The organism is Dyadobacter jejuensis, assembly GCF_003149085.1.
GTDB classification, from domain to species: Bacteria; Bacteroidota; Bacteroidia; order Cytophagales; family Spirosomataceae; genus Dyadobacter; species Dyadobacter jejuensis.
In genome coordinates, this window is record NZ_QGDT01000001.1 from 311,478 (window position 1) to 333,126 (window position 21,649).

General features: G+C 47.9%; 17 protein-coding genes. 8 read left to right on the forward strand and 9 right to left on the reverse strand.

Annotation, left to right across the window (positions count from 1 at the left end; genetic code table 11):
- Positions 1–66: 66 nt before the first annotated feature.
- The 4 genes from CLV98_RS01380 to CLV98_RS01395 all read right to left on the reverse strand — a co-directional run bounded on the left by CLV98_RS01380 (position 67) and on the right by CLV98_RS01395 (position 3,328).
- Complete coding sequence (locus CLV98_RS01380) at positions 67–498, reverse strand: CBS domain-containing protein (RefSeq protein ID WP_109672172.1); 432 nt, start codon at positions 496–498, stop codon at positions 67–69.
- Between the two features lie 165 nt (positions 499–663).
- The gene (locus CLV98_RS01385; RefSeq protein ID WP_158281186.1) at positions 664–1,260 is read right to left on the reverse strand and encodes a thioredoxin domain-containing protein; all 597 of its coding nucleotides are present in this window, start codon (positions 1,258–1,260) and stop codon (positions 664–666) included.
- Between the two features lie 47 nt (positions 1,261–1,307).
- Complete coding sequence (gene argH / locus CLV98_RS01390; RefSeq protein WP_109673017.1) at positions 1,308–2,645, reverse strand: argininosuccinate lyase; 1,338 nt, start codon at positions 2,643–2,645, stop codon at positions 1,308–1,310.
- A gap of 179 nt (positions 2,646–2,824) precedes the next feature.
- A complete protein-coding gene (locus tag CLV98_RS01395; RefSeq protein WP_109672175.1) occupies positions 2,825–3,328 on the reverse strand; it encodes a C40 family peptidase in 504 nt (167 codons plus the stop codon).
- Positions 3,329–3,509: 181 nt separating this feature from the next.
- Between CLV98_RS01395 and CLV98_RS01400 the strand changes: the two genes are divergently transcribed.
- Complete coding sequence (locus tag CLV98_RS01400; RefSeq protein ID WP_109672177.1) at positions 3,510–4,682, forward strand: AIR synthase related protein; 1,173 nt, start codon at positions 3,510–3,512, stop codon at positions 4,680–4,682.
- 68 nt (positions 4,683–4,750) lie between these two features.
- On the opposite strand, the gene CLV98_RS01405 is transcribed toward CLV98_RS01400, so the two are convergent.
- Positions 4,751–6,283, reverse strand: coding sequence for a SulP family inorganic anion transporter (locus tag CLV98_RS01405; protein ID WP_109672178.1), 1,533 nt, complete (start codon positions 6,281–6,283; stop codon positions 4,751–4,753).
- A gap of 697 nt (positions 6,284–6,980) precedes the next feature.
- Between CLV98_RS01405 and CLV98_RS01410 the strand changes: the two genes are divergently transcribed.
- Together CLV98_RS01410 and CLV98_RS01415 are read left to right on the forward strand one after the other, a co-directional pair.
- The gene (locus tag CLV98_RS01410) at positions 6,981–7,346 is read left to right on the forward strand and encodes a TfoX/Sxy family protein (protein WP_109672180.1); all 366 of its coding nucleotides are present in this window, start codon (positions 6,981–6,983) and stop codon (positions 7,344–7,346) included.
- A 145-nt stretch (positions 7,347–7,491) separates the two neighbouring features.
- Positions 7,492–9,087 (forward strand): acyl-CoA carboxylase subunit beta, encoded by a 1,596-nt coding sequence (locus CLV98_RS01415; RefSeq protein ID WP_229203157.1) that lies wholly within the window; start codon positions 7,492–7,494, stop codon positions 9,085–9,087.
- A gap of 77 nt (positions 9,088–9,164) precedes the next feature.
- Here the strand turns inward: CLV98_RS01415 and CLV98_RS01420 are convergent, their stop codons facing one another.
- Positions 9,165–9,449 carry a hypothetical protein gene (locus CLV98_RS01420; protein WP_109672184.1) on the reverse strand — a complete coding sequence of 95 codons (285 nt, stop codon included), beginning with the start codon at positions 9,447–9,449 and terminating at the stop codon, positions 9,165–9,167.
- Between the two features lie 132 nt (positions 9,450–9,581).
- Here CLV98_RS01420 and CLV98_RS01425 point away from each other — a divergent pair, with 132 nt between their 5' ends.
- Entirely contained in the window at positions 9,582–11,519 is a 1,938-nt protein-coding gene (locus CLV98_RS01425) for an SGNH/GDSL hydrolase family protein (protein WP_109672186.1), read from the forward strand.
- 56 nt (positions 11,520–11,575) lie between these two features.
- Here CLV98_RS01425 and CLV98_RS01430 read toward each other — a convergent pair whose 3' ends face one another.
- Positions 11,576–12,493 (reverse strand): DUF1338 domain-containing protein, encoded by a 918-nt coding sequence (locus CLV98_RS01430; protein WP_109672187.1) that lies wholly within the window; start codon positions 12,491–12,493, stop codon positions 11,576–11,578.
- A 193-nt stretch (positions 12,494–12,686) separates the two neighbouring features.
- Here CLV98_RS01430 and CLV98_RS01435 point away from each other — a divergent pair, with 193 nt between their 5' ends.
- From CLV98_RS01435 to CLV98_RS01445, 3 genes are all read left to right on the forward strand, one after another.
- Positions 12,687–15,008 (forward strand): PSD1 and planctomycete cytochrome C domain-containing protein, encoded by a 2,322-nt coding sequence (locus CLV98_RS01435; RefSeq protein ID WP_170120657.1) that lies wholly within the window; start codon positions 12,687–12,689, stop codon positions 15,006–15,008.
- A 111-nt stretch (positions 15,009–15,119) separates the two neighbouring features.
- Entirely contained in the window at positions 15,120–16,574 is a 1,455-nt protein-coding gene (locus CLV98_RS01440; protein WP_109672189.1) for a DUF1501 domain-containing protein, read from the forward strand.
- Positions 16,574–18,754 carry a chitobiase/beta-hexosaminidase C-terminal domain-containing protein gene (locus CLV98_RS01445; protein WP_109672191.1) on the forward strand — a complete coding sequence of 727 codons (2,181 nt, stop codon included), beginning with the start codon at positions 16,574–16,576 and terminating at the stop codon, positions 18,752–18,754. Before CLV98_RS01440 ends, CLV98_RS01445 begins: the two co-directional genes overlap by 1 nt.
- Positions 18,755–18,877: 123 nt before the next feature.
- Here the strand turns inward: CLV98_RS01445 and CLV98_RS01450 are convergent, their stop codons facing one another.
- Positions 18,878–19,357, reverse strand: coding sequence for a heme-binding domain-containing protein (locus CLV98_RS01450; protein WP_109672192.1), 480 nt, complete (start codon positions 19,355–19,357; stop codon positions 18,878–18,880).
- Between the two features lie 36 nt (positions 19,358–19,393).
- Positions 19,394–20,134 (reverse strand): MIP/aquaporin family protein, encoded by a 741-nt coding sequence (locus CLV98_RS01455; protein WP_229203201.1) that lies wholly within the window; start codon positions 20,132–20,134, stop codon positions 19,394–19,396.
- 158 nt (positions 20,135–20,292) lie between these two features.
- Here CLV98_RS01455 and purB point away from each other — a divergent pair, with 158 nt between their 5' ends.
- Positions 20,293–21,648, forward strand: a complete 1,356-nt coding sequence (gene purB, locus CLV98_RS01460) for an adenylosuccinate lyase (protein ID WP_109672196.1) — start codon at positions 20,293–20,295, stop codon at positions 21,646–21,648.
- The last annotated feature ends 1 nt before the right edge of the window (position 21,649 follow it).

Here is a 21,649-nt window from a genome sequence, read left to right on the forward strand (position 1 = left end):
CCTCATGAAACGGTCTTTTTTAAACGGCACCGCTTCATGCGAGCGTTGCTTCACTGCTACTAGCTATTAGATACCTGTAATGTAATGCTTAAGATTACCGATGATGTATTCCTGATCCTCTATGATATACTTCACCACATCACCAATGGAGATGATGCCGATCAGCACTTCGTCGTCAATAACGGGCAGGTGTCTGATGAATTTTTGAGTCATATACTCCATACATTCTTCTATGGAGGTGTCAGACGTTACAGTGGCCGAATTGACCGTCATAATGGTGCCTACCGGCACGCTTTTGGACGAGAGTCCTTTTAAGATGACCTTACGCGCATAATCACGCTCTGTTAGGATGCCTACATACTTCTCCTGTTCCATCACAAGGAGCGCACCGATGTTCTTCTCCAACATCAGCTCTAAGGCTTCATAAACAGTCGTTTCGGGGCCAACCGAAATGGGGACTGTTTTCTTTTGTTCTAAAATATTCCTCACTTTTCCCATAATTCTCTCCTTTCTCTCTACAAATTCAGCACGCTTACAGGTAGGTATAAATCTAACTTTATTAGTTTTAAAAAGCTAATATTTAAAGAAATATTTGTACTAAAATATATAAATAGGAAGTAAAAATGCTGGGTTACTAGGTTATAGAGATTATAAGGGGCCTATTTATTCGTTGATCAGGCAGCCGATAGCCTCCGTTTTCCTTACCAGGATGGGGGCTCCTTGAAGGCCGGCCTCGAGGGCATTTCGGAGGTAGGCAGCCGTAGCTTTTGGGCGATTTTTCCCAAGGGCATAATACCAGTTGTCGATCGCACCTTGATACAAGGTTTGCCCAATGCCCGATACTAACACGACTTCGGGCATGGTCGTGGCGCCATATCGCTTGGTAGTGATGTGCGCGGGGTCAGTGCGCCCCTTTAAGGGAACTTTATACTTGACAAAAAATTTCTTAATCTCGGCATCAGTCACCGTATAAGTGGGGAATATAGCTTCAAAAGTTACGCCCTTGGGCTCATAGTCGGCTATCAGGTTCCTTATCTCCCGCATATACGACTGGGTGATGGGGCATTCAGGATCTAAAAACAGCAGGACCCTAAGTTTAGATGGCGCGGTGTGGGTGGGCTCTTGAGCCCACAAGGTACTGGGCTGAAGCCATAAGGTGAAGAGCAAAAGGAGCCATGTAATACGCATGGCGGTGCGTGGCTCGAGGACTTTTGAATAATGAGATGCCATGGTGTTAAGTAGAAATTGTATCCGTCTCACACCGAATCTTCTTTTGGTGAGATGGATACAATTTAGATAAAAAACCGTTAGGGAACAAGGAGTTCCGCTAATGCCCGGGCCGTTTGGTCCATCTTGAATTGGGCTATTTCTTGGGCCATACGTTGGCCTATTTGTTCATTTTGCAAGTTTCCAATACTTCCTTCATGGCTGTGTTGCAGGTTGCGGGAAGCCTGGTAAGTGCCGTCGCCTATTTCGGCACCTACTTGTCGGTAGGCGTCTCTGAAGGGAACTCCGTTGATGACCAGCTCATTGACTCTTTCTACACTAAACAACAGGTCGTATTTGGCATCGGCCAGAAGCTCTTGTTTGACTTGCATATGTTCCAGCATAAAATTGGCGATGTCGAGGCAGTCCAATATTTCGTCGAAAGCGGGCATAAGGATCTCCTTAAGCAGCTGCATGTCGCGGTGGTAGCCCGACGGCAGGTTGCTCAATACCATCGTAACTTCCATGGGCAGGGCCTTCATGCGGTTGGTTTTGGCACGTAATAGCTCCGCTACATCCGGGTTTTTCTTATGGGGCATAATGCTACTTCCGGTAGTCATGTCGTCGGGAAGGACTATGAACCCGAAGTTCTGGCTGTTATAAAGGCAAACATCCATGGCCAATCGGGATAGGGTGGCCGCCAGCGAGGCTATAGCGGATAAGGCCGCTTGCTCGGTGCGCCCCCGGCTCATTTGGGCATATACTACGTTGTGGTGCATGCCTTCGAAGCCTAGGAGGTCGGTGGTCATCTGGCGGTTCAGCGGGAAAGACGAGCCATATCCAGCTCCTGACCCCAAGGGGTTCCTATTGGCTAGTCTAAAGGCACCATTCAGTTGCACCACGTCGTCGATAAGCCCTTCGGCATAGGCGCCAAACCACAGTCCGAAGGAAGAAGGCATGGCGATTTGTAAATGGGTGTATCCAGGAAGCAGGTCGTTTTTATGTTGATCGGACCGGCGTATCAGCGTTTGGAAAAGCTTGTCGGTAGCCTCTACTACTTCAAATAGGCGATGACGGGTAAAGAGCTTCATGTCTACCAGTACTTGGTCGTTACGGGAGCGACCGCTATGGATTTTCTTTCCGGTGTCGCCAAGTTTACGGGTGAGCATCAGCTCTACCTGAGAGTGGACGTCTTCTATACCCTCCTCTATCACGAAGCTACCATCTTGGGTTTGGGTATAAATATGGCGTAGCTCCTGTTGTAGAGCGCTGAGTTCTTCTTGGGTCAATAAGCCTATGGACTCCAGCATGCGTGCATGTGCGAGGTTGCCCAGTACATCAAATTCGGCTAAAAATAGATCGAGTTCTCGGTCGCGTCCTACGGTAAAGCGCTCGATTTTTTCGGCGGTAACGGTATTTTCTTTCTGCCAGAGTTTCAAGATTATAGAGTCGTTTTGCGGTGAAAGTACCTCCGGGCCCATGGTATGGCCCTAGGGTAGCGGAATAATAAAGCTACAAAACTAATCAGCTTTTAGCAGGAAATGAATAATTGCCGCTCCTTTTAGGAGTTTGGTGCCGCGAAGGTTTCTTGCTAGTTTCAGAAACTAGCTCATGCGACTTAGTGAACCAAGCGGCGAATGGCTACGAGGCGTTTACGGTAATAGTCGGCCTGAAGTAGGTCGTAGCGTATCCCTCCCTTAAAAGCGGCATGAATAAAACGGACAGAATTAGGCCCTATATCGGTAATGATACCTACATGGCCTATCGAGCTTTTGGTGCTTTGGCCTTTAAAAAATACCAGGTCCCCAGGCTTGGCATCTTCTAGCCTTACGGCGTCGCCATGGGAGGCTTGCTTGGCACTGGAGTGCGGGAGTAGGATATCGAATTGTTGGTAGCAATAGCGTACAAACCCCGAACAGTCGAAGCCCTTGAGGCTGCTCCCCCCGGCCCGATAAGGAATATGGAGCTGCTTGGCGGCAAACTGTATCAGATGCTCCGTGGTGGTGAGGCTGTCCTGGGCCGGGGACCCTTGGAAGTGAGCTGGGCCCATAGCCATGGTACCATGGCTAAATATTCCGAGGAGCATCAGCGGCATCAGTATTCGGGAAAGTTTGTCTAGCATAAGAGTGAATAGGAATCTAGGTATGGGTTGCCCAGTGAGGTCGGAGTACTGGTGAACCCTCGCTCATTTGGTGATGCAAATATAAGCAGTAAATGGATCTGAGAAGCACTAGGCATATTTTTCGGCTTCAGGACCCGCTTTTTTACTACTTTTGTAGCCTGAAACAGCAATAATATTAAGCATGAATAGCTCAGACCGGTATCTACAACGCGGTGTTTCCGCCTCCAAAGAAGACGTACACAAGGCCATTGAAAAGATCGATAAGGGGATTTTTCCTAAAGCCTTTTGTAAAATTGTTCCCGATATTTTGGCGGGAGATCCTGCCTATTGTACCGTGATGCACGCCGATGGGGCGGGTACAAAAACCTCCCTCGCCTACCTCTATTGGAAGGAAACGGGCGATATATCGGTTTGGAAGGGCATCGCTCAGGATGCTATTGTGATGAATACCGACGATTTGCTTTGTGTAGGGGCTACGGGACCTATGTTGTATTCGTCTACCATCGACCGAAATAAGAATAAGATTCCTGGGGAAGTAATTGCCGAAATTATTAATGGAGCCGAGGAGGTCCTTGAGATGTTGAGAAGCTACGGGGTGGAGATTCATAGCACCGGTGGGGAGACCGCCGATGTGGGTGACCTCGTCAGGACGATCACCGTCAACAGTACCGTGATGGCCCGTATGAAGCGCTCGGAAGTGGTGGATAATGCCAATATCCAGGCCGGTGATGTGATCGTAGGGCTGGCTTCCTATGGACAAGCTACTTACGAAAACGAATATAATGGAGGGATGGGTAGTAATGGGCTCACCTCGGCACGGCACGACGTGCTAGGGAAGTACCTGGCTCAGAAATACCCAGAAAGTTACGATCCCGAAGTAAGCGAAGAGCTGATTTATAGTGGATCTAAGAGCTTAACCGATGCTATAGAGGGAGCACCGGTGAATGCAGGAAAGTTGATTCTTTCGCCTACCCGTACCTACGCTCCCGTGGCCAAAGCGCTGTTAGACGAAATGCGGGCGGATATCCATGGAATGGTACACTGTTCGGGTGGAGCACAGACGAAGATCTTACATTTTGTGGATCAGCTACATATTATCAAGGATAACCTATTGCCTGTACCGCCGTTATTTGCTCTTATCCAAAAGGAAAGTGGTACCAGCTGGCAGGAAATGTATAAAGTATTCAATATGGGACACCGTCTGGAGCTTTATTTGGATGAGGCCAAGGCCCAGCGGGTGATCGAGATTTCGGAGTCTTTTGGTATCCCGGCGCAGATGATCGGTAGAGTGGAGGCATCGGAGAAGAAGGCCCTAACCATCAGCAGTGAATACGGGACTTTTCAATACGAATAATAAGCTTATAATAACAAAAAAGGCCTTTTGCATCATGCAAAAGGCCTTTTTTGTGTAAACCAGAGTCGCTATACCACTACATGATAAGTAGGGTCTTCGATGATGTTAACGTCTATCACCTCATTGGCATTTTGCAAGAGGGCACGGCAGTCGGGACTCAAATGTTTCAGATGAATCTTTTTGCCGGCTTTGTGGTACCTTTCGGTAATCTTATTGAGGGCTTCTATACCCGACATATCGGTGACCCGGCTTTCGGAAAAGTCGATGACCACCTCTTGAGGATCGGATAATACCTCAAACTTTTCGTTGAAAGCCACCACAGAACCGAAAAAGAGCGGGCCATAGATCTGGTAATGCTTTACGCCCTTGTCGTCGACGAACTTTTTGGCACGGATACGCTTAGCATTTTCCCAGGCGAACACCAAAGCTGAGATAATTACCCCTACTAAAACGGCCAGGGCTAGGTTATGTAGCAAGACGGTAACGGCCGCTACCAGCATTCCTACAAAAATATCGTGGCGGGGCATCCGGCCGATCATCTTAAAGCTAGCCCACTCGAAGGTGCCTATAGCCACCATGATCATTACGCCGGTAAGGGCTGCCATGGGAATCTGTTCGATCAGGCTCGACCCGAACATGATAAAAATCAACAGCAATACCGACGCTACGATACCAGAAAGCCTTGCTCTAGCGCCTGAGGAGATGTTGATCAGGCTCTGGCCGATCATGGCGCAACCGCCCATCCCCGAAAATAACCCAGAGAGCATATTGGCCGCTCCTTGGGCTATTGCTTCTCTGTTACCACTACCCCGGGTTTCGGTGATTTCGTCGATCAAGTTGAGGGTAAGCAAGCTTTCTATCAGCCCTACTCCGGCTACAATGGCGGCATAAGGGAGGATGATCTGCAAGGTTTCCAAGTTAAAAGGAACCATGGGAATATGAAAAGGAGGGAAACCGCCTTGAATGGAGGCGATGTCGCCTACAGTACGGGTGTCGATACCTAGTCCGATCACAATGGCCGAAATGGTAAGGATAGCCGCTAAGGATGCGGGTATCGCCTTGGTGAGCTTGGGGAGTCCCCATATAATGAGCATGGTAATCGATACCAATCCCAACATGGTATATAGTGGCGTTCCGCTGAGCCAACTCGTGTTACCAGCAGCATCTACCTGCTGGAACTGGATGATTTGGGACATGAAAATTACGATGGCCAATCCATTAACGAAGCCGAACATAACCGGATGCGGTACCAGGCGAATGAATTTGCCAAGCTTAAACAAGCCTGCTAAAACCTGTATAGCACCGGCTAGTACGACGGCGGCAAAAATATATTCCACTCCGTGTGTTTTGGCTAGCGCCACAATGACCACCGCTACGGCACCTGTAGCTCCTGAAATCATGCCGGGACGGCCTCCAAAGATAGAAGTGATAAAACCCATGACGAAGGCGGCATAAAGTCCCGTAAGGGGCGATAAGCCGGCTATCAAGGCGAAAGCAACCGCCTCCGGAATCAGGGCTAGGGCTACTGTAAGCCCCGATAGGACTTCGGTTTTATAATTTACTTTTTGGGTAAAATCAAATAGATTTAAATATCCTTTCATAAGCTAGTTTGAATGGGGTATTGGTTTTAATAAATGTTCATAGAAACCTTAGAACCCAACTGAATGGCTCTAAATATTCGTCTAGACAATGTCCTTCCATAGGAATATGAAATGCCTTGTCCAAACTTATCGGACGTAGCAGCGCTCTTTAAAGTGACTTTAGGTCCCTTAATTGATGCTTTTGTCCTTAAGAAAAATGTGGGGTGAACGTCAGGGTGGAGTACAAGTTTTCATGAGGCAATTCGGATAACTAAAGGTTGAAGGCTTTGTGTGAAATATAACGAAACTAATAATTAGTCTGAATGGGAAGTTGATCTTTCGGTTGCATATGTATAAGCCTGCCTGCTATCCCAATAACGGGTGCAAGTTAGCTAAAATTTCTTGAAATGTACTTATCCTTAGTCTAGTAATGCCTAATTGTCAAGGTTTAGGGTCTAGGTTGGAGGGATTTCGAGGGAAGCTGGATTCCTTTAGAATGGGTTGATGGGTTAATATAATTTTACTATAATATATAATTTATTCAATAAATAGTGGGGTTGTAGGTAATGGCATCGTCCCTGGTAATCCGGCAACTGGCGCGATTTTATAGGGCTTGCCAAGAAAAAGTAGGGGGCTAGGGCCTGGGCTTATCTATTGCAATTGGCTTGTTTTCTGCCTAATTTGATGGGACGATATTGCTACTTTCAAATGGAGTAAAATGGCTTATAACGAACAATTGAGCGAACGAATTAGGGAAGAGCTGGCGCAGGTGCCCCTTGTAGAAGAGCGGTATAGGTTTGGAGGGGTATGCTATATGGTCGACAGTAAGATGTGTGTAGGAGTGGTCAAAGATGAAATGATGTGCAGAATTGGCCCAGAAATGTATGAAATGGCCCTTGAGAAGTCTGGCTGCAGGGAAATGGTGTTCAATGGTCGCCCCATGAAAGGGTATGTATTTGTGGGGGTGGAAGGGTACCGTCGTCGAGCAGACTTTCAATATTGGATTGGCCTCTGCCTTCGTTATAACCCCGAGGCGAAGCAATCGGTAAAGAAAAATAAAAAATGGGCTGAGGTAAGCGCTTGATATAATTGATATAAGTAGGGTGTGGAGTGCTTTTAGGTACGTAGCAGAACCTTACCCGGTAAGTGGCTTTGGTTTGGATTCTATCCTAGATTGCTTACCTTAATTTTCAAACAGAAAATAGATTGATATGGACAACAGGCAGTCGATGCAAGAATTACTGGAGGCCCTCCAACAAAAGGAAGCAGACGTTCGCTTGGGGGGCGGTCTTAAACGAATAGCAGCCCAGCATAAAAAGGGGAAACTGACGGCTAGGGAGCGTATCGCCCACCTGATCGATCCCGATTCCGACTTCTTGGAAATAGGAACACTAGTAGCTGATGGTATGTATGCCGACGATGGCGGCTGTCCGTCGGGTGGAGTGGTGACGGGGATTGGGTACGTGATGGGACGGCTGTGCATGATCGTCGCCAACGATGCCACCGTAAAAGCAGGGGCATGGTTCCCGATAGCAGCCAAAAAGAATTTGCGTGCCCAGGAGATTGCCATGGAAAACCGGCTGCCGACTATCTATTTGGTCGATAGTGCAGGGGTATATTTGCCCATGCAGGCGGAAGTATTTGCCGATAAGGAACATTTTGGAAGGATTTTTAGAAATAACGCCCAGATGTCGGCGATGGGAATCGTACAGATTTCGGCTATAATGGGAAGCTGCGTGGCGGGGGGAGCCTATCTGCCCATCATGTCCGACGAAGCCTTTATAGTAGAAGGAACGGGGTCGGTGTATTTGGCGGGTTCCTACCTGGTACGGTCGTCGATAGGCGAAGTGGTGGACTCCGAAACTTTGGGAGGGGCCACCATGCATTCCGAGATTTCGGGCGTTATCGATAATAAGTATCCCGACGACGCGTCGTGTTTGGAGGCTATTCGTTCGCATATAGATAAACTAGGAGCGCCAAATTGGGCCGGTTTCAGTCGGAAGGAGGCTGTGACGCCGGCTAAAAATCTAGATGCTATCTATGATCTACTGCCTACCGATCGGCTAAAACCCTACGATATGAACCAAATATTGGAGTGTATTGTGGATGGTTCGGAGCTCGAGGAATACAAGCCCGATTATGGGAAAACGATCATTTGTGCCTATGCCAGAGTCGATGGCTGGGCGGTAGGAATCGTAGCCAATCAACGTACCATCGTGAAATCGGGCAAAGGGGAGGTGCAGCTTGGAGGGGTGATATACGGTGAAGCTGCCGACAAGGCGGCCCGGTTCATTATGAATTGCAACCAGAAAAAAATTCCGCTGGTATTCTTTCAGGATGTAACGGGCTTTATGGTGGGCAGTAAGGCCGAGCAGAGTGGGATCATCAAGGATGGTGCCAAAATGGTGAATGCCGTGGCCAACTCGGTGGTGCCTAAGTTTACCTTTATCGTAGGCAACTCGTATGGAGCCGGCAACTATGCCATGTGTGGCAAGGCCTACGATCCGCGACTGATATTTGCCTGGCCCACTGCTCAAATGGCCGTGATGAGTGGGGCCACCGCTGCCAATACCCTATTGCAGATCGAAACCGCTAAGCATAAGTCTCGCGGGGAGACGATAACCCCCGAAGCGGAAAAAGAATTGCTCGACGAAATTACCAATCGCTATAACGAAGAGTTGTCGCCGTACTATGCCGCCTCCCGGCTATGGGTGGATGGTATCATTGACCCTACGGAAACTCGCAAAATTATATCCATGGGTATTCAGGCCGCTAACCAGGCCCCCATAGTTAAACCCTTTAACGTAGGGGTGTTGCAGGTTTAATCCCTTAGGATACGAACTACCTTGCTCCAGATCCCTCGGGTCTGGAGCTTCCTATTACCAGAGCTAAGTTCCAGTAGCTAGGCTTTTATGTCCATGAGCATTTCGGCGGTAATGTTTTCCTTTAGCTTAAAGGTGGCTACCGAATCGCTGAAAGTATGGAAGAGGCCTTCCACCGTTTGAAGATTTTTATGCACCCCATCGTATATCACATTGAGGGACTTCTGCAGCTCTTGGTCGTTTAGGTTCATATTCTCGGCTTCGATCAAACCTATTTTCTTGATGACGGCCGTTTGGCTATTCTTAAGATCTTCTACCTCCCGTAGGATCTTTTCCATGGTTTTAAATTTTTCTACCTTGTTCATGATGGTATTTTTTTTATGTAAAATAATAAATAAATAGGTAAAATCCTTTTTTACAGGCTACTATCTCGCCCCGCAGAAGATTTGAGCGACGGCTAAACGGTAGAAAATGCATCTAAAGGCACTTTTGGGATTATGAAAAAACTTTGGTGCAGTATTTTAGTTTTGGCCTTCTTAGGCCTCCTTCCGGTTTTAGGCCAGGAAGCATCGGGGGTAAAGACTACCGATTGGAAAGGATTTGAGAAAGTAGAATTTCAATTCGCTGGCCGTCAGGCTTGGTATGTGAAGCCCGAGAAGGCATTAGCCGGAAACCCCTGGGTTTGGAGGGCGCATTTCCCTACCTGGCATACCGAGATGGACAGTATCCTGCTCACCAAAGGTTTTCATGTGGCTTTTATCAATACCAACGACCTGTATGGGCATCCCAAGGCCATGCAAGCCTGGGATCAGTTTTACGACTATTTGGTAACCCAAAAAGGATTTGCAGCAAAAGTGGCCCTCGAAGGGGTGAGTAGAGGAGGCCTGTACGTATATGGTTGGGCCAAGCGCAACCCCGACAAGGTAAGTTGTATATATGCCGAAGCTCCCGTTTGTGACCCACGGAGCTGGCCTGGAGGAAAAGGGAAAGGCGACGGCGGTCCTAAGCAGTGGCAGGAATGGCTGAAGCTTTATGGGTTAACAGAACAAGAGTCGGCTAATTTTAATGATTATCCTATAAAGGACCTCAAAGGGCTGGCGGCATTTAAAGTTCCCATTTTGCATGTGATAGGCCTGGAAGATAAGATAGTGCCTCCATCAGAAAATACCGATTTGTTGGTGGCTGCCTATATCAAAGAGGGAGGGCCCGCCTCGGTATACCCTATGACTCGGGGAGAGCAAAAACTGGGAGGACATCATTTTTATATAGAGCATCCTGAGAAATGGGCCAATTTTATCATCGAAAATTCGGTGCCTGTTCAAAATCCCATCTCCCGTGACCCTTATTTGGAAATAAACCGAGGACTGGAGCAGGCTTATCAGACCTTTACAGAAACAAAAAAGGGGACCGTGGCCTTCTTAGGAGGTTCCATTACGCATAACCCTGGGTGGAAGGAAAAGACTTCCAAATATCTTCAGGAGCGATTCCCCGATACCGATTTTAATTTTATAGCGGCTGGTATCCCTTCCTTGGGGAGTACGCCCCATGCCTTCCGGTTTGCACAGGACGTGCTCGAGAAAGGCATCCCTGACCTATTGTTTGTGGAGGCGGCTGTAAACGACCGAGGCAATGGGTTTAACGAGCAAGCGCAGGTGCGGGCCTTAGAAGGGATCATGCGCCATATGTATGCTCAAAATCCGAAGGCCAGTATCGTGCTCATGGCCTTTGCCGATCCCGATAAAAATGCCGATTATGCTGCCAATAAGAATCCTACAGAAGTGGCGGTACACCAGCGGTTGGCCCAGTATTATGGCGCATCCTATATCAATCTGGCCAAGGAGGTATATGACCGTACCGAAGCTGGGGAGTTTAGCTGGAAATATGATTTTAAGAATTTGCACCCATCCCCTTATGGGCAAGAACTCTATTTTCAGACGATTAAGGCATTGCTCAATAAAGAGGGGCAGCCAGGGGAGCAATGGGTACTTCCCAAGGCTTTAGATTCTTATTCCTACGACAAGGGGCATTATATCCCGGTGCAGCAGGCCAAAAAGTTGAAGGGTTTTGTACAAGATCCTGCCTGGACCCCGCAACCGACTTTTAGTACTCGTCCAGGATTTGTTAACGTCCCCATGTTAGTAGGGGAGCATGCCGGAGATACCTTCGAGCTAGAGTTTACAGGGAGAGCCATTGGCATCGCCGTAGTGGCTGGCCCCGATGCGGCTACCATAGAATATAGTGTCGATGGGAAAAAAGCCCAGACCCTCGACTTGTTTACCCAATGGAGTAAGCAGCTGCATCTGCCCTGGTATCTTAGCCTATCCGACGAGTTGAAGCCGGGAAAACACCGTTTGAAGGTGAAGGTTTTATCTCAAAAAAATGAAAAGAGCACTGGCAATGCCTGTCGTATTGTACATTTTTATGTCAATGATTAAAAAAATAGGTCCCACTAGCCGGCTAGTGGGACGTAGGGTCAATCTCTGTACAGCCGTCACAGGTCATCGATGATCTGGGTAGTGTAAGTGCTTTCGAATATTTTGTCGGCGTTGGCGGCCTCGAAGCCGTCGCGTCGATGCCTGCGCTTAAGGACCGTTTTGTCCAGATGGGCATATTCGGGTAGGGCTTTTCTCTCTGCAAACTCTACATAGGAGCCGGCGATAAATCGTTTTTCGTCCCAAGCGAAATCGGCCTCTATCATCTGCGCCACCGTGGCACTTTGAATAAGACCTCCGTCTGGACTGGTCTTGATTTTCCCTCCGGCCGTATTGAGCCGTATGCCATGGGCTTCTAGAAAGTCGTTAAAGGCCGCCACGGTATTGTAGCCCTCCGGCAAATGGTGCAAACTGATGGTGAAATGATTGAGGTAATATCTGTTAAATATTACCCAAGCAGCGTATTCGCTTTCCGCCAATAAATAGTTATAATCGTCGATGGTCGGTGTTTGCCATAGGGGGGAATGAAGGAAACTGTCCACCGCCTGTGCGTCGTCCAAGTCTAGGGCATCTACCGGATCGGTTTTAATAAGATTGGTATAGTACTGGATAATCCGCTGACTCTCTTTGGAGAGTTCCGATACCCGGAGTTCACTGATGAAGATTCTCGGGTCGGACTCTCTGGGCGGGCTATACCACCAGGCGTCAAGTTTTTTGCCTTCAAAATAGTAATGGGACCTTTTTTGATAACCATAATGAAGAAATATCTTCTCTAAAGAGCGTACACCTAAGTGCTCTATCCCCAGCGTTCTAAAAGCGATATGGTCGTTTTCGATTTCGTGGGTACCGCCTATGATTCCTTCTGCTAGCATGGCTGCGAATATTTGACCAACGGCCGGGACCCTCTCCTTGTATCGAGACATCAGTCCTTCCATAACCATATCCAAAGCTTCCGTATTAATGTGTGTTTGTTCCATGAGTGTGTAAAAATAATTGTTGTCGCTGATGATTAAGTTTCAAATAGTATTTGCTTCTAAGTGCTGAAAGAATGAAGGGTATTGATTTTAATATTTTTTAATAAGGCGAACTGGCTTTTGTTTAAAATTTCTTAACTTGAGCTTTCATGGTATTAAATTAAGAAAAAATTTACATCATTTGTATCTTTATACTATGTTTAAAAGAATTGTATTTGGGATGGTAGGGCTACTAGCCCTGGTGGTGATCGTCTTTTCTTGTTTTCAGAAGAATGGGGCGCTACAAAGTAGTGGAAGCCTTCAGGAGGTTTCCTATAACTTCCACGTAAGGCCCATACTTTCTGATAAATGTTATGCCTGTCATGGGCCTGATGCGCAAAAACGGGAGGCAGGGCTACGGTTGGACGTGGCCGAAGGTGCCTATGCCAAGCTAAAGGATGGGAAGGGATATGCGATTGTACCGGGGAAACCCGACGAGTCGGAGGTCTTTAAGCGTATTACTTCCGTTGATCCTGATTACCAGATGCCAACGCCGGAGTCGCATTTAGGATTACTTAATGAGCGGGAGATAGGGCTACTGAAGCGATGGATAGAACAAGGGGCGAAGTATGAGAACCACTGGGCGTTTTCCGTACCCAAAGCGTCAAAAGTTCCGGAAACGTCGGATCCCGATTGGAGTAAAAATGAGATCGATCATTTTGTGCGTGCCAAAATGGACGAACAGGGTCTAAGCCCGAGTGAAGAGGCCGAAAAATCTTATTTGTTGAAGCGCTTATCCTTCGATCTCAACGGATTGCCCCCATCCTTGGAGTTACAGCAACAATTTGAACAAGACCAGAGTGAGGAGTCTTATGAGAGAGTCGTAGATGCCTTATTGGCCGAAAAGGCCTATGGGGAGAAGATGTCGGTACATTGGCTCGATGTAGCCCGCTATGCCGATTCCTATGGCTATCAGGACGACGAATACCGGACCCAATGGCCCTGGCGCGATTGGGTGATCAAGGCCTATAACGAAAACATGCCCTACGACCGGTTCATAACCTGGCAGCTTGCCGGAGATCTATTGCCCGATGCCACCAAAGAACAGGTGCTCGCCACCGCTTTTTTACGGAACCATAAATATACCGAAGAGGGGGGCGTCATACCGGAGGAATATCGAATAGAGTATAATTTGGACAAGACCAGGACCTATAGTTCGGGGCTGTTGGGCCTTACCGTGGAGTGTGCCCAGTGCCACGACCATAAGTACGACCCGGTGTCGCAAGAGGATTATTACCGCCTATTTGCCTTTTTTAACAATTCCAAAGAGAAAGGATTTGAGGGGGATGTTTCTCAGAGTGTACCTGCAAAGTCGCCCATTTTGGCTATTAGTAAGTCGGAGATCAACGAGATGATGCGCTTTATTAATCATGCCGATACCAGTAAGTTGCTCGTGTCGGTGATGGGTGAAAACGATAGCATACGACCTACACATATTCTTAATAGAGGCGTCTATGATGCGCCAGGGCGGGTGGTTACGGCCAGGGCCCTGAAGGTAGTGATGGACTTTGATACCCTCAAATATCCCAAGAATAGGCTAGGGCTAGCCCAGTGGACTGTCAGTAAGCAAAACCCGCTGACCGCCCGGGTATTTGTCAATCAGCTATGGCAGGAATTCTTCGGAAGAGGTATTGTTAAAAGTACTGGCGACTTCGGCATGCAGGGCGATTTGCCGAGTCATCCGGAGTTATTGGATTGGCTGGCTGTCGACTTTATGAACCATGGTTGGGACGTTAAGCGGTTGGTGAAGCAGATCGTCATGTCGGCGACCTACCGGCAGTCGTCGAAGGCCGACCCCAAGAAAAGAGACCGCGATCCCGACAACGTCTATCTGGCGAGAGGGATACGGGTACGGCTCCCTGCCGAGTTTATCCGCGATGCCGTATTGGCCTCAAGTGGGTTGCTCAACCGAAAAATTGGGGGCTATAGTGTTAAACCCTACCAGCCAGAAGGGCTATGGGAATCGGCGACTTCGGGTCGTGGATTGCTGGCTACTTACGTACAGGACAAAGGGGAGCTGCTCTATCGGCGGGGCATGTATACATTTATTAAGCTCACCGTGCCCCCTCCATCGATGATTATATTCGATGCCAGCAATCGAGATAAGTGTGAGGTCGCCCGGCTGAACACCAATACGCCTTTACAGGCTCTGGTTATGCTCAATGATCCCACTGTATTGGAGGCATCGAGGGTATTAGCCGAAAAAATGGCGGTGAGCAAGAGTCCGGCAAAGGAAAAAATTAGGGAGTCGTTTCGGCGGATAGTCTGCCGTGAGCCTACCGACAAGGAGTTGTCTTTGCTGCTAGACTATTACCAGGAAGAACAGGCCTATTTTACCAAAAACAAGGCTGGAGCCCAAAAGGTGCTGAATGTAGGGGAATATCCACACGATACCAAGGCGCCCTATCAGGAGTCGGCGGCCCTGATGCGTGTAATTAACATGATGTATAATATGGAAGAGACCATCACCAAATCCTAGTCCCTGCCCTTGCAAGGGAGGAGTTTTGTTACGATATAGAATATAACCGGCGTGTAACCCACTCAGGAGGTTAGCGGCTTAGTAAAACGGACTGAATAAAGAACGAGCATTATGGAAAAGCAGGTATTTGATTTTGGCATGAACACCACCCGGAGGCATTTTCTTTCCAAGATGAGTCTTGGAATAGGCAGTGCAGCTTTGGGGTCGTTATTGGTGCCCGACATATTTAAGGGCGGGGAAGCGGACCCTAGTGATATTATTGCAGGCTTGCCCCATTTCGCTCCTAAAGCCAAGAGGATCATCTATTTATTCCAAAATGGAGCCCCATCTCAGCTCGATCTTTTCGACTATAAACCCATGCTCAATAAAATGCATGGAGAAGAGCTTCCAGAGTCGATTAGAGGGGGGCAGCGGCTGACGGGCATGACGGCCAACCAGGCTAGTTTTCCTTTGGCCGGCTCCATGTTCAATTTTAAGCAGCATGGGAAGTCGGGGGCCTGGATCAGCGAATTGCTGCCCTATACAGCCGGAATTGTCGACGATCTTTGTTTTGTGAAATCGCTCAATACCGATGCCATTAACCATGACCCTGCCCTTACTTTCTTTCAGACGGGTGCACAAGTAGGCAATAGGCCCAGCATGGGCGCTTGGCTGAGCTATGGACTGGGGAGTGAAAATAAGAATTTACCAGGCTACTGTGTGTTGCTTTCGCGGGGTAAGGGCAACGGGCAAGGGGTCTATTCTAAGTTATGGACTAACGGGTTTCTCGATTCGGTGCATCAAGGCGTTCAGTTTAGCAGTGGGGAGAATCCCGTCCTGTATCTGGGCGACCCCGAAGGGATGGACCGAACCCAGCGAAGAAATATGCTCGATAAGCTAGCCGAGCTCAACCAAGGAACGCTAGATGAATTTGGGGATCCTGAAATTGCTACAAAAATTCAGCAATATGAAATGGCTTTTCGGATGCAAACGGCCGTTCCGGAGATCACCGATATGAGCAAGGAACCCGAGTCTATCGTGAAGCTTTATGGTCCCGAATGCCTGGTGCCAGGTACTTATGCCGCCAACTGTCTGTTAGCTCGTAAGCTTTCGGAGCAGGGGGTACGCTTTATACAGCTTTACCACCAAGGTTGGGACGGTCATGGCAAGCTTCCTCAGGAAATAAGAGGCCAGTGTATGGATTCGGACCAGGCTTCTGCTGCCTTGGTGACCGACCTAAAGCAAAGAGGATTGTTGGACGAAACCCTGGTTATCTGGGGGGGGGAATTTGGTCGTACCAATTATTGCCAAGGTAAGCTCGAAAAGGACGATTATGGGCGCGATCACCATCCTAGGGCCTTTACGGTTTGGATGGCCGGCGGGGGCATTAAGCCCGGAATGGTATATGGCGAAACCGATGAGTTTGGTTATAATATCGTCAAAAACCCCGTCCATGTGCATGACTTCCATGCTACTATACTGAATCAAATGGGTTTGGACCATGAAAAACTCGTTTTTAAACACCAAGGTCGTCGTTACCGCCTTACCGATGTTGCCGGAAAAATTGTAAAGGATATTATTGCCTGATGAGTCGACCCACTACTGAATCCACCTGGCCATTCGATCTGAAGGCTATCGTGTATAATATGGCCTTTTTTCTGAACGGCCTGCTGCTATTTTTATTAGTTTTTGAAGAGCAATTTACCGTTCCAGGATGGCTGCAGCCACTAGGGCGTCTACATCCTCTGGTATTACACTTTCCTTTGGTGGTGTTGCTGCTGTATGCCTTTTGGGTATTGCTGGTCGAAAAGCCCGATTCGGTACGCTGGCATCAGCAGCTTTCCGAAATGCTCCTGTTACTTGGCGTATTTACGGCGGTTATTGCAGCTTTTTCGGGGTTTATTCTCTCCCATGAAGCCGGGTACGAGGGTGAAACCTTGTTTTGGCACAAATGGTTGGGTATCTGGATATCTGTAGGAAGTGCGGCGTGGTTTGGGTTAATACGCTACCTTCCTCCATGGAAGTTGTATGCCAAGCTAGTGGCGGGCAGCATGGTAGTGGCTCTGCTCATAGGGGGGCACTTGGGTGGGAACCTCACCCATGGGGAAGATTTTTTGACGGGGGCATTTTTGCCTAGTAAGGAGGATACACCCCGCGTTGCCATGGAGCAAGCCTTCGTATATGAGCATCTGGTACAGCCGGTTTTAGAACAAAAATGTTATAGCTGCCATAACGACCAAAAGGCCAAGGGAGAACTGCGTATGCAGACCCAAGACTTGCTACTCAAAGGGGGTAAAAATGGGATACTATGGGATACTACCCAAGCGAACCTAGGACTGCTGATTAGCCGACTGCACCTTCCTATCGACGATAAAAAGCATATGCCCCCAAGGGGTAAGCCCCAACTTACCGACGAGGAGGTGGTTCTGTTGGCAGCCTGGGTGAAGGGCGGTTCGAGGTTCGACCAGAAAGTCGCCGAGTTGGAAGCGACGGATCCGGTGTATGCCTATGCCCAAAAAGTGATAGGTGGCGATCGCCAGCAAGACCATTACGATTTTGAAGCGGCCAGTGCCGACCAGATAGCGAAGCTAAATACGAGCTATCGCCTCATAGCGCCATTGGCTACGGGATCGCCGGCATTAGCTGTTAATTTTTATAATCGAGCTCAGTTCAAGGCTTCTGATATTCAGGATATACTCCCGCTAAAGGAACAAGTAGTGTCGATGGACCTGAGCAAGATGCCTATAAAAGATGAAGATCTTAAACTGGTAGGCCAGTTTACGCAGTTAAGAACGTTGATCTTAAATTTTACCGACTTACAAGGTACATCCCTCGGCGAGCTAAGTGGCTTGGCGCATATGAAGCTGTTATCTTTGAGTGGAACCGCCGTAAAATCGCAGCATTTAGAGCCTTTGAAACGACTTCCAGCTCTTCAGAAGGTGTTTGTATGGAGTACGGGGATAAGCCCGCAAGAGTTGGCTCAATTGAAATGGCCGAATGGTCCCGAGTTCCAATCGGGATTCGACGGGGATACGGTGGTCATAGCCCTTACTCCCCCGGTCATAGAAAACGAAAAGACATTTCTGAAGCGGGGCACGCAGGTGAGTCTACGGCATCAGATTCCCGGGGTGTCGATGCGCTATACCCTCGATGGGTCGGAGCCCGACAGCCTATTGGCCAATTTGTATAAGGGGCCAATCACAATCGATAAAAATACGAACTTAAAGGTGAAGGCCTTTAAGCCTGGCTGGTTGGGGAGCGCCAAGCGTGACAAGCTATTTCTGATTGCCGGCCAGCCCATAGATAGCGTGAGGCTCCTGTACGAGCCTGAGAAAAAGTATAGTGCCCTAGGTGCCGCTGCCTTAAACGATGGCATCAAGAGTGATGCGGCTATGGGGTCTGGTAAATGGTTGGGGTATAGGAATACCGATTTTGGGGCTATGCTGCATTTCGATAAACCGGTTACCCTGTCGAGTGTTACCCTGAGTATGTTCCGTAAGCTAGATTCTTATATATTTCCTCCCGTAAAAATTGAAGTATGGGGAGGGCCAGATGAGGAACATTTAAAACGATTGAAGGTCATACAAGTGGATGTTCCCAAAGAAAAATCATTGAATATGTCCAATATATCTTATACCACCGACTTCCCAAGCCAGGATCTTTCCTGTATCAAGGTGATGGCCTATCCGTTGAGCAAGTTGCCGGTATGGCATCCAGGAAAGGGCGAAAAGGCATGGATATTTATCGATGAGCTTTTGGTAAACTAAAGGCCTACTTCATAGAAAATGCCTGGCATCAAGCGTTCCATAGGGACTTCTTAATGCCAGGCATTTTCTTTGGTTCTAGGCGTTTTGAAGCGGCTAATGGTCCGTTAGTTACGCATATTTTCCCTACTTTTTTACGAATGCCTCGGGGTGGGTCGTTTGTATTTTGTCGCGTACGGCGCTAGCCCAGTCAATAAGTGCTTGAGATTCCGCTTCGGTAAGGCGGGCATCGGCATGTAGCTTTTGGTACGATTCCAAAGGCATCCAATGGTCGGTTTGGGACTCTATGAGTTCTTCAAGTTTATGATCGGCCTTTTTGGGAGGATAGGCTGCGAATTCTGATAAATTAAAGTGTTTTTTCCCTTCTACGATATGATCATTGAGCCACCAGGCTACGGGTTGGATATTATAATACCATGGGTAACGGGTATTATTAGAATGGCAGTCTCGGCAGGCTTTCTCTAAGGTAAGCCTTACATCGGTGGGCACTTGGTAATGTCTTTCGATGTCGTTAGGGCTTTGTTCGGCCGAAATATTGTGTGTAGGACGAATGAATTGGCCTAAAATGAAAAGTACTAAGAGGACGGTAAGGATGTTCTTCATCATTTGAGAGAATCATTAGGGTTGAAAACTAAGGTGAATTTAAAAAGAAAATAGCCGTAGAATGAAACCAAATATCGCCGCCCCCAGCAGAGGTGCTAGCACAGGTACCCAAGCATAGGCCCAGTCGGAGGATCCTTTTTTGGCAATGGGCAGTAGGGCGTGGGCGATTCTTGGGCCCAAATCTCGCGCTGGATTGATGGCATAGCCCGTGGTGCCTCCCAAAGAGAGTCCGATACTCCATACCAGCATACCCACAATATAAGGCCCTATGGCTGGAGGAATCCCACCCTGGTCGGCACTGGTAATATTGGTGTTCCCGATGGCTACTATTCCTAAAATTAACACCCCAGTCGCAATGAATTCGCTCAGGAAATTAGGAATGGCCGAGCGTATGGCGGGGCCCGTGGCAAAGCATGCAAGCTTAGCACCTGGGTCGTCGGTGGCTTCCCAATGCGAATAATATTGGATCCAAACGAGGGTGGCTCCAATCATGGCCCCTAATATTTGAGCAGGAATGAAGGTGGCTAGTAGGCTATAGTCGCCCTGCAGCACGGCAAAAGCCAGTGTGACGGCGGGGTTGATATGGGCGCCAGGACTGCCTAAAGCCGTAGCGGTAAACACCGCCGCCATAACGGCCAACCCCCAGCCAGCAGTGATCACGATCCATCCGCCATTATTGCCTTTAGTTTTGTTGAGCACTACATTGGCCACCACGCCATTGCCTAGTAAGATTAGGACCATAGTTCCTATAAGTTCGCCTAAAAAGGGAGTGGTTTGTATCATTTGTAAGTTAAAGTTTAGTCAGATTGCGAATATGCGAATTGTTTTAATTTTTCTTGCACAATTAATAGAAAGAATAATTCATCACGTCTTTACCAACTTAGGACCATGAAATCTGCTAACTTTGCTGAATAATCTATTATTTAGGACTGACTATCATGTTATTGAACCAACTTACGGCTATTTCTCCAGTAGATGGCCGCTATTACAAGCAAGTATCGGAACTCTCCAATTATTTTTCGGAATATGCGCTTATTTACTATCGGGTGTATGTAGAGGTGGAGTATTTTATTGCCCTTTGCGAAATTCCTTTACCGCAGTTGGAGGCCATCGACAAAACCTTATATCCGTCGTTGAGGAATATATATGAGAATTTTGGTGAGGCGGATGCCTTACAAATTAAGGAGATCGAGAAGGAAACCAACCATGACGTTAAGGCGGTAGAGTATTTCATTAAGCTTCAGTTTGAGAAACTGGGTATTGAGGCCTATTCAGAGTTTATTCATTTTGGTCTTACTTCCCAGGATATCAACAACACTGCCGTTCCTCTGTCTTTGAAAGACGCCATGGAACGCCAGATCAAGCCGCTTTTCCGTCAGGTGCTTTTCGTACTTAAGCGGATGTCTATAGAATGGAAAAATGTACCGATGTTGGCCTTTACCCATGGCCAGCCCGCTTCCCCCACCAGGGTGGGTAAGGAGTTCTTGGTGTATGTAGAACGATTGGAAAGGCAATTTGAAATGCTCGATCGGATTCCGCATACGGCAAAATTCGGTGGGGCAACCGGGAATTTTAACGCCCATCATGTAGCCTATCCTAAGCAGGATTGGATGAGCTTTGGCCATCGCTTTGTAGAAGGCCTGGGTTTGGTACGCAGTAAGCATACCACTCAAATCGAGCATTACGACAATCTGGCGGCGTTATTCGATAACCTGAAGCGGATCAATACCATCTTGATAGACTGCAACAGAGATATGTGGACTTATATATCGATGGGGTATTTCAAACAGAAAATTAAGGCCGGTGAGGTAGGTTCTTCCGCTATGCCGCATAAGGTGAATCCGATCGATTTCGAGAACTCTGAAGGGAATCTTGGTATCGCTACGGCTCTTTTTGAGCATTTTGCTGGCAAGTTACCAATATCTCGCTTGCAACGCGACCTTACCGACTCTACCGTGCTGAGGAATATCGGTGTACCTATTTGCCATATGAGCATCGCTTTGAATTCGCTGATCAAAGGTTTAGGTAAAGTGGAGCTTAATGCCGATAGATTGAAAGCCGAATTGGACGATAATTGGGCGGTAGTATCGGAGGCTATTCAGACCATCTTGCGTAGAGAAGGGTATCCAAAACCCTATGAAGCGCTTAAGGCCTTGACCCGTACCAATGAGAAAATTAATGAAGAAGCCATTTCAAGGTTTGTAGAAACCCTCGATGTTTCTGAAGAGATACGTGAAGAACTACGTCAAATCACCCCTTTCAACTATTTAGGGATCGTCGAGGAGGCGCATTGAG